Origin of the sequence: Pseudomonas frigoris (genome assembly GCF_047758635.1) — a bacterium.
GTDB classification, from domain to species: domain Bacteria; phylum Pseudomonadota; class Gammaproteobacteria; order Pseudomonadales; family Pseudomonadaceae; genus Aquipseudomonas; species Aquipseudomonas frigoris.
In genome coordinates this window covers 2,485,772-2,500,097 of record NZ_CP180479.1, presented here as the reverse complement: position 1 = coordinate 2,500,097, position 14,326 = coordinate 2,485,772, and the positions used below count along the sequence as shown (strand labels likewise).

The window sequence follows — 14,326 nt, the reverse complement described above, 5'->3', positions numbered from 1 at the left end:
AGAGAGAGTTAATCCGAATATGCCCACCCGCTCGAAGATCATCTATACCTTCACCGACGAAGCTCCCGCCCTCGCCACCTATTCTCTGTTGCCTATCGTAGAGGCCTTCACCGCCTCCGCTGATATCGCCGTGGAAACCCGCGATATCTCTCTCGCAGGGCGCATTCTGGCCAGCTTCCCCGAGCAATTGGGTGACAAAGCCGTAGCCGACCACCTCGCCGAACTGGGCGACCTGGCCGTTACGCCTGAAGCCAACATCATCAAGCTGCCGAACATCAGCGCCTCGGTTCCGCAACTGCAAGCCGCGATCAAGGAACTGCAAGCCCAGGGCTTCGCACTACCTGACTACCCGGAAACCGTGACCAGCGACGCCGACAAGCTCGCCAAGTCGCGTTACGACAAGATCAAGGGCAGCGCCGTGAACCCGGTTCTGCGCGAAGGCAACTCCGATCGTCGTGCACCGCTGTCGGTCAAGAACTACGCGCGCAAGCACCCTCACAAAATGGGCGCCTGGGCTACGGACTCCAAGTCCCACGTCGCGCACATGAGCACCGGCGATTTCTACGGCAGTGAAAAAGCTGCCCTGATCGACGCCGCTGATGCCGTCAAAATCGAACTGATCGCTCAAGACGGCACCACCACCGTCCTGAAAGAAAAAACCACCGTGCAAGCCGGTGAGATCCTCGATTGCGCGGTCATGAGCAAAAACGCTCTGCGCAGCTTCATCGCTGCCGAGATCGAAGACGCCAAGCAAAAAGGCGTGCTGCTGTCGGTTCACCTGAAAGCCACCATGATGAAGGTCTCCGACCCGATCATGTTCGGCCAGATCGTTGCCGAGTTCTATAAAGACGCACTGGCCAAGCACGCTGACGTGCTGGCACAGATCGGCTTCAACCTGAACAACGGCATCGGCGACCTGTACGCGCGCATCAAAGCCCTGCCGGCTGAGCAGCAAGCGCAGATCGAAGCGGACATCCAGGCGGTCTACGCCGTTCGTCCGTCGTTGGCCATGGTCAACTCCGACAAAGGCATCACCAACCTGCACGTGCCGAGCGACGTTATCGTCGACGCCTCGATGCCGGCGATGATCCGTGACTCCGGCAAAATGTGGGGCACTGACGGTCAGTTGCACGACACCAAGGCTGTGATCCCGGATCGCTGCTACGCGACCATCTACCAGGCGGTAATCGAAGACTGCAAGCTGCACGGCGCTTTCGATCCAACCACCATGGGCAGCGTGCCAAACGTTGGCCTGATGGCGAAAAAAGCCGAAGAGTACGGCTCGCACGACAAGACTTTCCAGATCAAGTCCAACGGCGTAGTTCGGGTTTCCGATGGCGCTGGCCGCACCCTGCTGGAACAGTCGGTTGAAGCCGGCGACATCTTCCGCATGTGCCAGACCAAAGACGCGCCGATCCAGGACTGGGTCAAACTGGCCGTCAACCGTGCTCGCGCAAGCGCAACTCCAGCAATATTCTGGCTGGACCCAATGCGCGCCCACGACGGTGTAGTGATCGAGAAAGTTCAGGCTTACCTGAAGGATCACGACACCTCCGGCCTGGACATCCGCATCATGTCGCCAGTCGACGCGATGGCGTTCACCCTGGGTCGCACTCGCGAAGGCAAGGACACCATCTCGGTGACCGGCAACGTACTGCGCGACTACCTGACTGACCTGTTCCCGATCATGGAACTGGGCACCAGCGCCAAGATGCTGTCGATCGTTCCGCTGATGAACGGCGGTGGCCTGTTCGAAACCGGCGCTGGCGGTTCGGCACCGAAGCACGTTCAGCAACTGCTGGAAGAGAACTTCCTGCGCTGGGATTCCCTGGGCGAGTTCCTGGCCCTGGCCGCTTCCCTTGAGCACCTGGGTGTGACCTACAACAACCCTAAAGCGCTGGTGCTGGCCAAGACCCTGGATCAGGCCACCGGCCAGTTCCTGGACAACAACAAGTCGCCATCGCGCAAAGTCGGCAACATCGACAACCGCGGCAGCCACTTCTACCTGGCGCTGTACTGGGCTCAAGCCCTGGCTGCCCAGACCGAAGACACTGCACTGCAAGCGCAGTTCGGCGAACTGGCCAAGACCCTGACCGAGAACGAAGCAACCATCGTTGCCGAGCTCAACGCCGTTCAGGGCAAGCCAGTGGACATCGGCGGTTACTACCACGCCAATGCCGAGCTGATCAGCAAGGCCATGCGCCCAAGCAACACCTTCAACGCCGCGATCGCTGCGCTGGTTTAAGGTTGTAAGGATGCAAAGAAGCCCCGGCCCTGTGCCGGGGTTTCTGTTTGTGGCGTTCACACACCTCCAATGTGAACACTGGACCAATGTGGGAGCGGGCTTGCTCGCGAATGCGGTTTATCATTTAACATCTCAATTGACTGACCCACCGCATTCGCGAGCAAGCCCGCTCCCACATTGACCGCGCTCCACTATTCAAATTTTGAGGAAGCTTTATGGATTGGCTACCCCACATCACCGTCGCCACCATCGTCGAAGACAACGGCCGCTTCCTGATGGTCGAAGAAACCAAGCACGGACGAACGGTACTCAACCAGCCCGCCGGTCACCTCGACCCGGACGAAACCCTGATCGAGGCCGCCGTACGCGAAACCCTCGAAGAAACCGGCTGGGACGTCGAGCCGACCGGCGTGGTGGGCATTTACCTCTACACCGCCCCGAGCAACGGCGTGACTTATCAGCGGGTCTGCTTCACCGCAAAACCGCTCAAACATCACCCCGACTATCAACTGGACGACGGCATCGTCGGCGCAAAATGGCTGACGCGTGACGAACTGCTGGCACAGCGCGCAAACTGGCGCAGTGAGCTGATCATCCGCTGTATTGATGATTATCTGGACGGTCAACACTTCGCTCTCGAACTGATCCGCCCTTCTCTTTAGCCTTGCGGGCTTGGGCCTGTTAGAATCGCGTCCTTTTTCAAGACACTCATTGAATCCCTATGCGTGATCCAGCCCCTTCTGACACACAAAAGAAGCGCGTCATTGTCGGCATGTCCGGCGGCGTGGACTCTTCCGTTTCCGCTCTCCTGCTGATCGAGCAGGGTTATGAGGTGGAAGGCCTGTTCATGAAGAACTGGGAAGAAGACGATGGAACGGAATACTGCACCGCCATGGATGACCTGGCGGACGCTCAGGCCGTGTGCGACAAGATTGGTATAAAACTGCATACCGCCAACTTCGCCGCCGAATACTGGGACAACGTGTTCGAGCACTTCCTGGCCGAATACAAGGCCGGTCGCACGCCGAACCCGGACATCCTGTGCAACCGCGAGATCAAGTTCAAGGCGTTCCTCGATTACGCCATGATGCTCGGTGCCGACCTGATCGCCACCGGTCACTACGTGCGTCGCCGCGACATCGATGGTCGCACCGAGCTGCTCAAGGGCCTGGACCCGAACAAGGACCAGAGCTACTTCCTGCACGCCGTTGGCGGCGAACAGATCGCCAAGACCCTGTTCCCGGTCGGCGAGCTGGAAAAACCTGAAGTCCGCGCGATTGCCGAGAAACACGAACTCGCCACCGCGAAGAAAAAGGATTCCACCGGGATCTGCTTTATCGGCGAACGCCGCTTCAGCGACTTCCTCAAGCAATACCTGCCGGCCCAGCCAGGCGAGATCAAGACCACCGAAGGTGAAGTCATCGGCCGTCATCACGGCTTGATGTATCACACCATCGGCCAGCGCCAGGGCCTGGGCATCGGCGGCCTGAAAGACGCCAGTGACGAGCCGTGGTACGTGCTGATCAAAGACCTGGAGCACAACGAATTGATCGTTGGCCAAGGCAATGACCACCCGTATCTGTTCTCCCGCGCCCTGCTCGCTTCAGACATCTATTGGGTCAACCCGATCGACCTGAGCGAACCACGCCGATTGACCGCCAAAGTCCGCTATCGCCAAAGCGACCAGCCGTGCACGCTGGAAAAAACCGCCACCGGCTACCGCGCGACCTTCGATGACCCGCAACGCGCGGTCACCCCAGGCCAGTCCGTGGTGTTCTACGACGGTGAAATCTGCCTCGGCGGCGGCGTGATCGAAGTTGCGGAGCCGTGGACCAGCAAAGGCACTCCTCAAGGCGAGCAGCAATGAGCCCGACTCAGGAGCAACTGACGGCACTGGGCGGCGTGTTCCTCGCCGCCGTGCTGGTCGACAAGATCGCCAAGACCGGCCAGACCGCCGAAGCCGGCCTGACCTGCATGCTCGGCAGCCTGCTGATTCGCGACCCCAAAGACACCCTGGAAGTCTACGGCGGCGACGACATCAATCTGCGTGAAGGTTACCGCGCACTGATCGGCGCCCTGGAACGCGACCCAAGCACCCTTCAGCGCGAACCGCTGCGCTATGCGTTGGCGATGCTCGGTCTGGAGCGTCAACTGGCCAAGCGCAACGACATGCTGGACGTAATCGGCAAGCGTCTGCCGCAGATTCAGTCTCAGGTTGAGCACTTCGGTCCGGCGCACGAAAACGTCATTGCGGCGTGCGGCGCCCTGTACCAGGACACCCTGAGCACCCTGCGCCAGCGAATTCAGGTCCACGGCGACATGCGCAACCTGCAGCAACCGAGCAACGCTTCGAAAATCCGCGCCCTGTTGCTGGCCGGAATTCGTTCGGCACGCCTGTGGCGGCAGTTGGGCGGTCATCGCTGGCAGCTGGTGATCAGCCGTCGCAAGTTACTGAAAGAGCTTTACCCGCTGATGCGCAGCAGCTGAACCGCGTCCGCAAGACCATTTGTAATTTGTAACGCGTAAGACGCTGGTCAGTTGGCAACGGACCGGCGGATTTTTTCATGTATGATACGCGCCCCATTTCGTTGCCCGACTGTCCGAGAACACCCCATGCAGCTTTCTTCGCTCACTGCGGTTTCCCCTGTTGACGGCCGCTACGCCGGCAAAACCCAGGCCCTGCGCCCAATTTTCAGCGAATACGGTCTGATCCGTGCTCGCGTTCTGGTTGAAGTGCGCTGGCTCCAGCGCCTGGCCGCTCACCCTGGCATCAGCGAAGTGCCGGCGTTCTCCGCCGAAGCCAACGCTGTGCTGAACACCCTGGCGGAAAACTTCGCTCTGGAGCACGCCGAGCGTGTCAAAGAGATCGAGCGCACCACTAACCACGACGTCAAAGCCATCGAATACCTGCTCAAAGAGCAAGCGGCCAAGCTGCCGGAACTGGCCGCTGTCAGCGAATTCATCCACTTTGCCTGCACTAGCGAGGACATCAACAACCTGTCCCACGCCCTGATGCTGCGCGAAGGCCGTGATGACGTGATGCTGCCGCTGATGCGCCAGACCGCCGAAGCCATCCGCGAACTGGCCATCCGTTTCGCTGACGTGCCGATGCTGTCGCGCACCCACGGTCAACCGGCCTCGCCGACCACCCTGGGCAAAGAGCTGGCAAACGTGGTTTACCGTCTGGAGCGTCAAATCGCTCAAGTCGCTGCCGTTCCGCTGCTGGGCAAGATCAACGGCGCTGTCGGCAACTACAACGCTCACCTGTCGGCCTACCCTGAGATCCACTGGGAAGAAAACGCCCGCGCCTTCATCGAAGACGAGCTGGGCCTGGGCTTCAACCCGTACACCACGCAGATCGAACCGCACGATTACATCGCCGAGCTGTTCGACGCGATCGCGCGTTTCAACACCATCCTGATCGACTTCGACCGCGACATCTGGGGCTACATCTCCCTGGGTTATTTCAAGCAGCGCACCATCGCTGGCGAAATCGGTTCGTCGACCATGCCGCACAAGGTCAACCCGATCGACTTCGAGAACTCCGAAGGCAACCTGGGCATCGCCAACGCACTGTTCCAGCACCTGGCGAGCAAGCTGCCGATCTCCCGCTGGCAGCGTGACCTGACCGACTCCACCGTCCTGCGCAACCTCGGTGTCGGCTTCGCCCACAGCGTGATCGCGTACGAAGCCAGTCTGAAAGGCATCAGCAAACTCGAGCTCAACGCTCAGAAGATTGCTGCCGACCTGGACGCATGCTGGGAAGTATTGGCCGAGCCAATCCAGACCGTGATGCGTCGCTACAACATCGAAAACCCGTACGAAAAACTGAAAGAGTTGACCCGTGGCAAGGGCATCAGCCCTGAAGCACTGCAAACTTTCATCGACGGCCTGGACATGCCAGCCGCCGCCAAGGCCGAGCTGAAACTGCTCACCCCGGCGAACTACATCGGTAACGCTGTAGAGCAAGCCAAACGCATCTGATCGACCGCTTCACCCTTTTGAGACGCCCGGCAGCGCCGGGCGTTTTTATTCCCGTCTGAAAAGTGCTTTTTTTCAATAGGTTACACATGAATCCTGACATTCCTCTTCAACTTCTGGGCGGCATCACGGCGCGCGAATTCCTGCGCGACTACTGGCAGAAAAAACCCCTGCTCATCCGTCAGGCGATTCCTGAATTCGAAAGCCCGATCGACGCCGACGAACTGGCCGGCCTGGCGCTGGAAGAGGAAGTCGAATCGCGCCTGGTGATCGAGCACGGCGAGCGCCCTTGGGAATTGCGCCGCGGCCCGTTCGCTGAAGACGAGTTCAGCAAACTGCCGGAACGCGACTGGACCCTGCTGGTACAAGCGGTCGACCAATTCGTGCCGGAAGTCAGCGAACTGCTGGAAAACTTCCGCTTTTTGCCAAGCTGGCGCGTCGACGACGTGATGATCAGCTTCGCCGCCCCGGGTGGCAGCGTGGGTCCGCACTTCGATAACTACGACGTGTTCCTGCTGCAAGGTCACGGCAAGCGCAACTGGAAAATCGGCCAGATGTGCGACTCCGAAAGCAAGCTGCTGCCACACGCCGACCTGCGCATCCTCGCCGACTTCGAAGCCACCGATGAGTGGGTTCTGGAACCGGGCGACATGCTTTACCTGCCGCCGCGTCTGGCACATTGCGGCGTTGCGGTGGATGACTGCATGACCTACTCGGTCGGCTTCCGCGCCCCGAGCGCCTCTGAAGTGCTGACTCACTTCACCGACTTCCTCAGCCAGTTCCTGACCGATGAAGAGCGTTACACCGATGCCGACGCGCTGCCGGCGGTTGATCCGCACCAGATTCAGCACGACGCCCTTGATCGCCTGAAAGCATTGCTGGCCGAGCACATGAGCGATGAGCGCCTGCTGCTGACCTGGTTCGGCCAGTACATGACCGAGCCGCGCTACCCGGAGCTGGTCGTCGGCCCGGAAGAAGTCGAAGAAGAAGACTTCCTCGCCAGCCTTGAACAAGGCGCCGTGCTGATCCGCAACCCGAGCGCACGCATGGCCTGGTCCGAAGTCGATGACGACCTGCTGCTGTTCGCCAGTGGCCAGAGCCGTTACCTGCCGGGCAAACTGCGCGAGCTGCTGAAACTGATCTGCGCCGCCGACGCCCTGCACACCGACAACCTCGGTGACTGGCTGAACGACGAAGACGGCCGCGGCCTGCTGTGCGAGCTGGTCAAGCAAGGCAGCCTGGGGTTCGCTGATGAATAAAATCCACGTTCGTGTCGCAGACTGGCAAAAGGACAACGCCGAGATCCGGCGCATTCGTGAGACGGTGTTCATCGCCGAGCAATCCGTTCCGCCTGAGCTGGAATGGGATGCTGATGACGCAACGGCGGTGCATTTTCTGGCCTTCGAAGGCGACTTTCCGATTGGCACCGCCCGCCTGCTGCCCGATGGCCACGTCGGCCGGGTGTCGGTGCTGAAAGACTGGCGCGGATTGAAAGTCGGCGATGCGCTGATGCAAGCGGTGATCGGTGAAGCCGAGAAGCGCGGGCTCAAGCAGCAGATGCTGAGCGCACAGGTACAGGCGACAGCGTTCTATGAGCGCCTGGGCTTCAGCCTGGTCAGTGAGGAATTCCTGGAAGCAGGCATTCCGCATGTGGACATGGTAAGGCACTCAGCCTGACACCGAGGTGCCCTCATCGCGAGCAAGCTCGCTCCCACAGGGTTTTAGGTGTTGCCACAGAATGCAGCAACACCATTGATCCACTGTGGGAGCGAGCTTGCTCGCGATGAGGCCCGCAAGAACACACAAAACGCCCCGTCTTCAACCGATGCCGGGGCGTTTTGCTGTCTACGATTCAACTTGCCCCACGCCGGGCCGACAAACTGGCAATATCAACACTTCAAGATGTCGGAGATAACGGATATGTCCCTACGCACCCTGCTCACCACGTTGCTGCTGAGCTGCAGTTTTTCGGCCATGGCAGCCACCGAGATCGTGCCACTGAACTACCGTACCAGTGCCGACATGCTGCCGATGGCCCAGGATTTCATCGGCAAGGAGGGCCAGGTCAGCGCCTACGGCAACCAACTGATCGTCAATGCCGATCAGCGCAAGATCGACGAACTTAAAGCCTTGATCATGCAACTCGATGTGGCCGCCAAACGTCTGCTGATCACTGTCGACACCAACGAAAACAACTTCCAGGGCGATCAGGGTTACTCGGTAAACGGTGCGAAACCGAGCCAGACTCGCATCATCAACCGCAGCACCGACAGCCGTGACGGCGGGATTCAGCAGATCCAGGCCAGCGAAGGTGCGCCAGCACTGATCCAGGTCGGCCAGAGCGTTCCGCTCACCAGCACTCAGACCGATTCCTACGGCGATCTGCGAAGCCAGAGCGAATACCGCAACGTCACCCAGGGTTTCTACGTCACCGCCAGCGTCACCGGCGACATCGTTCACTTGGCGATCAGCACCAATCGTGACCGCATGAGCCAGGAACGTCCCGATGTAGTGAATGTGCAAAGTACCGACACAACTGTCACAGGACGACTGGGTGAATGGATCACCCTGGCCGGCGTAAACCGCCAGACTCAGGCCGACAAACAGGGCCAGACCCGCAGCTACTCGACTCAGGGCCGGGATGACATGACCCTGCGGGTGAAAGTCGATACTTTGGACTAAACCACCGAAAACTGACTGATTAGTCGTATTAGACCAAAGATGTAGTGCCTGAAAAAAAGCACTACAAAACGTTTGACGATCGAAAAAAGCAAAGGCATGATGGCCTCGCTCCCGCTAATCAGGGGCCCTGGCAAGGGCCTTCGAGGCGCCGTTCGCACCTACCCCGCGAGCCGCTTCGTGTCTGTACCGCCCACAAGGTGTGTTTGACGAGGTTGCCGACTGGAACGAAGTTGTCCCGAGGGACGGAAGCGTAATTAGGTAACCCGGCTCCACACTGAAGTTCGTACCAAGGCCCACGACGCCCGAATGCGCTCGCCAGTTCGCCCTTACCTGCTCACTTCCCCTCGAGCCCATCGTTCATCCCGTCGCCATCCCCGCCGAATCCGACTTGACCACCTAAGCTTCTGGTCAGCGAGCAGCCTTTTACGCACGTCTTAATGCGTACTTGGCAGGAGCAGGAATTTTCCACCCCAGACCTATGCGACGAGGTTTATCTCCATGGCACTGACACGCGAACAGCAAATTGCAGCCCTCGAAAAAGATTGGGCTGAAAACCCACGCTGGAAAGGCGTGACACGCGCTTACTCCGCTGCTGACGTCGTCCGCCTGCGTGGCTCGGTTCAACCTGAGCACACCTTTGCAAAACTGGGCGCCGAGAAGCTCTGGAACCTGGTGACCCAGGGTGCCAAGCCGTCCTTCCGTCCTGATAAAGATTTCGTCAACTGCATGGGCGCCCTGACCGGCGGCCAGGCTGTACAACAAGTTAAAGCCGGTATCCAGGCGATCTACCTGTCGGGCTGGCAAGTCGCTGCGGACAACAACTCCGCCGAATCGATGTACCCGGACCAGTCGCTGTACCCGGTGGACTCGGTTCCAACCGTGGTCAAGCGCATCAACAACTCGTTCCGTCGTGCTGACCAGATCCAGTGGAAAGCCGGTAAAGGCCCGGGCGACGAAGGCTACATCGACTACTTCGCTCCAATCGTGGCGGACGCTGAAGCCGGTTTCGGCGGCGTACTGAACGCTTACGAGCTGATGAAGAGCATGATCGAAGCAGGCGCCGCCGGTGTTCACTTCGAAGACCAACTGGCTTCCGTGAAAAAATGCGGCCACATGGGCGGCAAGGTACTGGTTCCTACCCAGGAAGCTGTACAGAAGCTGACCGCTGCCCGTCTGGCGGCTGACGTTGCCGGTACTCCGACCATCATCCTGGCTCGTACCGACGCTAACGCGGCTGACCTGCTGACTTCCGATTGCGACCCGTACGACCAGCCGTTCGTGACTGGCGAACGTACCCAGGAAGGCTTCTACAAAGTGCGCGCCGGCCTGGACCAGGCGATCGCTCGCGGCCTGGCTTACGCTCCGTACGCCGACCTGATCTGGTGCGAAACCGCCAAGCCGGATCTGGACGAGGCTCGTCGCTTCGCTGAAGCGATCAAAAAGGAATACCCGGACCAACTGCTGTCGTACAACTGCTCGCCTTCCTTCAACTGGAAGAAAAACCTGGACGACGCGACCATCGCCAAGTTCCAGCGCGAACTGTCTGCCATGGGTTACAAGCACCAGTTCATCACCCTGGCCGGCATTCACAACATGTGGCACAGCATGTTCAACCTGGCGCACGACTACGCCCGTAACGACATGACCGCCTACGTGAAGCTGCAAGAGCAAGAGTTCGCTGACGCTGCCAAGGGTTACACCTTCGTGGCTCACCAGCAGGAAGTGGGCACCGGCTACTTCGACGACATGACCACTGTGATTCAAGGTGGCTCGTCTTCGGTAACCGCGCTGACCGGTTCGACTGAAGAAGAACAGTTCCACTGATCCGATTCGCCTGAGCAAACGGCCGTTGCGGACCGGATAGAAAGCTAACCGCAACGTCGCACATCTGACGCCCCGACTGGTTCGGGGCGTTTTTTTTGCCTGCGACTCAACAACCACCGCCGAACCCTGTGGGAGCGAGCTTGCTCGCGATAGCGGAATGTCAGTCAGTACAACTTCGACTGGACGGCCGCCATCGCGAGCAAGCTCGCTCCCACATGGATCAGATAACCGCGAGAAAATCATTGATCCAGAGCAGTTTTTCGATCAGGAAAAGAAGGTAAAACTACCCCGAGCGCTACTTGCAGTAACGCGCATATATGACAACTTTCTGGCCACCCACCCGTTAAACAGTTTAAAAACCGCCTCAAACAATATTGATTATCATTTAGCTGAAACTATGTTCGTTACATTCCCAACAAAACAATATTGATGAAATCCCGGCTAATGCCCGAACCGCATGGGCTACAGGGTTTTGGAGGTGCGCTATGTCCTTATTCCTATAAATAATTTCGCTATAGGAATTTTACTTGCACGGTGATGTGCCATAAAATCAGCGGGATTGATTGCTGCGACATATCGTCACTGCTTTGTTTCTTTTCAAGCTCAGAGACCTTTGCTCTCTGTTAAGGATTACCAGCATGCCCGAAGCGACAGGACTCATGGCCCACAACTGGGGCTTTGCCATTTTCCTTCTGGGCGTCGTCGGCCTTTGTGCCTTCATGCTCGGCGTCTCCAGCCTCCTCGGGTCAAAAGCCTGGGGCCGCAGCAAAAACGAACCGTTCGAGTCCGGCATGCTACCTACAGGTGGCGCCCGCTTGCGGCTCTCAGCCAAATTCTATCTGGTCGCGATGCTCTTCGTGATCTTCGATATCGAAGCCCTTTTTCTCTTTGCCTGGTCTGTGTCCGTCCGCGAAAGCGGCTGGACCGGATTCGTCGAAGCTCTCGTTTTCATAGCAATTCTGTTGGCAGGCCTTGTCTACCTATTCCGAGTGGGCGCCCTTGACTGGGCTCCGGAAGCTCGTCGTAAGCGGCAAGCGAAGCTGAAACAATGAGGCTTTGGCAATGCAATACAATCTCACCAGGATCGACCCCGATGCTCCTAACGAGCAGTATCCGATTGGCGAACGGGAAACCGTTTCCGATCCGTTAGAAGATCAAGTCCACAAAAACATTTTCATGGGCAAGCTCGAAGACGTGCTTAACGGCACGATCAACTGGGGGCGCAAGAACTCCCTGTGGCCGTATAACTTCGGTCTTTCGTGCTGCTACGTGGAAATGACCACCGCCTTCACGGCGCCTCACGACATCGCGCGCTTTGGCGCCGAGGTTATCCGGGCATCGCCGCGTCAGGCGGATTTCATGGTTATCGCCGGTACCTGCTTCATCAAGATGGCGCCGATCATTCAGCGTCTCTACGAGCAAATGCTCGAACCTAAATGGGTTATCTCCATGGGTTCGTGCGCCAACTCCGGTGGCATGTACGACATCTACTCAGTCGTTCAAGGGGTGGACAAGTTCCTGCCCGTGGACGTCTACGTGCCTGGCTGCCCGCCCCGTCCTGAAGCTTTTCTGCAAGGCTTGATGCTGTTGCAGGAGTCCATTGGACAGGAGCGTCGTCCGCTTTCCTGGGTCGTTGGCGATCAAGGCGTATACCGCGCCGAGATGCCTTCGCAAAAGGAACAGCGCCGCGAACAGCGAATCGCAGTCACCAACCTGCGCAGCCCCGACGAAGTCTGATCCAGACCTGCTTCTTTTATAGAACGAGACACTGGCTTCATTCTTTACGTTGACCGAAAGCGATAAATAACCATGACTACAGGCAGTGCTCTGTACATCCCGCCTTATAAGGCAGACGACCAGGATGTGGTCGTCGAACTGAACAACCGTTTTGGCCCCGAGGCGTTCACCGCCCAGCCTACCCGCACCGGCATGCCGGTGCTTTGGGTTGCCCGCGCCAAACTCGTCGAAGTCCTGACCTTCCTGCGTAACCTGCCCAAGCCGTACGTCATGCTCTATGACCTGCACGGCGTGGACGAGCGTCTGCGCACCAAGCGTCAAGGGCTGCCAAGCGGCGCCGACTTCACTGTGTTCTATCACTTGATGTCGATCGAACGTAATAGTGACGTAATGATCAAGGTCGCCTTGTCCGAGAGCGACCTCAGCGTGCCGACCGTGACCGGCATCTGGCCGAACGCCAACTGGTACGAGCGTGAAGTGTGGGACATGTACGGCATCAACTTTGCCGGTCACCCGCACCTGACCCGCATCATGATGCCGCCGACCTGGGAAGGTCACCCGCTGCGCAAGGACTTCCCGGCCCGTGCCACCGAGTTCGACCCGTTCAGCCTGACCCTGGCCAAGCAACAGCTTGAAGAAGAAGCTGCGCGCTTCAAGCCTGAAGACTGGGGCATGAAGCGTTCCGGTGCGAACGAGGACTACATGTTCCTCAACCTCGGTCCTAACCACCCTTCCGCGCACGGTGCGTTCCGCATCATTCTGCAGCTGGACGGTGAAGAGATCGTCGATTGCGTGCCGGACGTCGGTTACCACCACCGTGGTGCCGAGAAGATGGCCGAGCGTCAGTCCTGGCACAGCTTCATTCCGTACACCGACCGTATCGACTACCTCGGCGGCGTGATGAACAACCTGCCGTACGTGCTCTCGGTCGAGAAGCTGGCCGGTATCAAGGTGCCTGAGAAGGTCGACGTCATCCGCATCATGATGGCCGAGTTCTTCCGGATCACCAGCCACCTGCTGTTCCTGGGGACTTACATCCAGGACGTCGGCGCCATGACCCCGGTGTTCTTCACGTTCACCGACCGTCAGAAGGCGTACACGGTGATCGAAGCCATTACCGGCTTCCGTCTGCACCCGGCCTGGTACCGCATCGGTGGCGTCGCTCACGACCTGCCGCGCGGCTGGGAAAAACTGGTGAAAGACTTCATCGAGTGGATGCCAAAGCGTCTGGACGAATACCAGAAAGCAGCACTGGACAACAGCATCCTGCGTGGCCGGACCATCGGCGTCGCCGCCTACAACACCAAAGAAGCCCTGGAATGGGGCGTCACCGGTTCCGGCCTGCGTTCGACCGGTTGCGATTTCGACCTGCGTAAAGCTCGCCCGTACTCCGGTTACGAGAACTTCGAATTCGAAGTGCCGCTGGCCGCCAATGGCGATGCCTACGACCGTTGCATCGTGCGTGTCGAAGAAATGCGCCAGAGCCTGAAGATCATCGAGCAGTGCATGCGCAACATGCCGGAAGGCCCGTACAAGGCGGATCACCCGCTGACCACGCCGCCGCCCAAAGAGCGCACCCTGCAGCACATCGAGACCCTGATCACGCACTTCCTGCAAGTTTCGTGGGGCCCGGTCATGCCGGCCAACGAATCCTTCCAGATGATCGAAGCGACCAAGGGCATCAACAGTTATTACCTGACGAGCGATGGCGGCACCATGAGCTACCGCACCCGGATTCGCACCCCAAGCTTCCCGCACCTGCAGCAGATCCCTTCGGTGATCAAAGGCAGCATGGTCGCGGACTTGATTGCGTACCTGGGTAGTATCGATTTCGTTATGGCCGACGTGGACCGCTAA

Annotated in this window: 12 protein-coding genes; all 12 read left to right on the top strand. The window is 58.9% G+C overall.

Annotation, left to right across the window (positions count from 1 at the left end; translation table 11 throughout):
* The first annotated feature begins 19 nt into the window (after positions 1–19).
* Positions 20–2,245 (top strand): NADP-dependent isocitrate dehydrogenase, encoded by a 2,226-nt coding sequence (locus ACMXYH_RS11305; protein ID WP_415767103.1) that lies wholly within the window; start codon positions 20–22, stop codon positions 2,243–2,245.
* 215 nt (positions 2,246–2,460) lie between these two features.
* Positions 2,461–2,907, top strand: a complete 447-nt coding sequence (locus ACMXYH_RS11300; protein WP_129436907.1) for an NUDIX hydrolase — start codon at positions 2,461–2,463, stop codon at positions 2,905–2,907.
* Positions 2,908–2,966: 59 nt separating this feature from the next.
* Positions 2,967–4,112, top strand: coding sequence for a tRNA 2-thiouridine(34) synthase MnmA (gene mnmA / locus ACMXYH_RS11295; RefSeq protein ID WP_008146022.1), 1,146 nt, complete (start codon positions 2,967–2,969; stop codon positions 4,110–4,112).
* The gene (gene hflD / locus ACMXYH_RS11290; RefSeq protein ID WP_033057057.1) at positions 4,109–4,732 is read left to right on the top strand and encodes a high frequency lysogenization protein HflD; all 624 of its coding nucleotides are present in this window, start codon (positions 4,109–4,111) and stop codon (positions 4,730–4,732) included. Before mnmA ends, hflD begins: the two co-directional genes overlap by 4 nt.
* Before the next feature lie 126 nt (positions 4,733–4,858).
* A complete protein-coding gene (gene purB, locus ACMXYH_RS11285; RefSeq protein ID WP_415767102.1) occupies positions 4,859–6,229 on the top strand; it encodes an adenylosuccinate lyase in 1,371 nt (456 codons plus the stop codon).
* Positions 6,230–6,315: 86 nt separating this feature from the next.
* The gene (locus ACMXYH_RS11280) at positions 6,316–7,485 is read left to right on the top strand and encodes a cupin domain-containing protein (protein WP_134422638.1); all 1,170 of its coding nucleotides are present in this window, start codon (positions 6,316–6,318) and stop codon (positions 7,483–7,485) included.
* Positions 7,478–7,903 carry a GNAT family N-acetyltransferase gene (locus ACMXYH_RS11275; RefSeq protein ID WP_017339601.1) on the top strand — a complete coding sequence of 142 codons (426 nt, stop codon included), beginning with the start codon at positions 7,478–7,480 and terminating at the stop codon, positions 7,901–7,903. The genes ACMXYH_RS11280 and ACMXYH_RS11275 overlap by 8 nt, the downstream gene beginning before the upstream one ends.
* A 243-nt stretch (positions 7,904–8,146) precedes the next feature.
* A complete protein-coding gene (locus tag ACMXYH_RS11270; protein ID WP_415767101.1) occupies positions 8,147–8,908 on the top strand; it encodes a secretin N-terminal domain-containing protein in 762 nt (253 codons plus the stop codon).
* A 498-nt stretch (positions 8,909–9,406) separates the two neighbouring features.
* Positions 9,407–10,732, top strand: coding sequence for an isocitrate lyase (gene aceA / locus ACMXYH_RS11265; protein ID WP_065872064.1), 1,326 nt, complete (start codon positions 9,407–9,409; stop codon positions 10,730–10,732).
* Between the two features lie 638 nt (positions 10,733–11,370).
* Positions 11,371–11,784, top strand: a complete 414-nt coding sequence (locus ACMXYH_RS11260; RefSeq protein ID WP_003223812.1) for an NADH-quinone oxidoreductase subunit A — start codon at positions 11,371–11,373, stop codon at positions 11,782–11,784.
* Between the two features lie 10 nt (positions 11,785–11,794).
* The gene (locus ACMXYH_RS11255; protein WP_008146035.1) at positions 11,795–12,469 is read left to right on the top strand and encodes a NuoB/complex I 20 kDa subunit family protein; all 675 of its coding nucleotides are present in this window, start codon (positions 11,795–11,797) and stop codon (positions 12,467–12,469) included.
* Positions 12,470–12,541: 72 nt separating this feature from the next.
* A complete protein-coding gene (gene nuoC, locus ACMXYH_RS11250) occupies positions 12,542–14,326 on the top strand; it encodes an NADH-quinone oxidoreductase subunit C/D (protein WP_008146037.1) in 1,785 nt (594 codons plus the stop codon).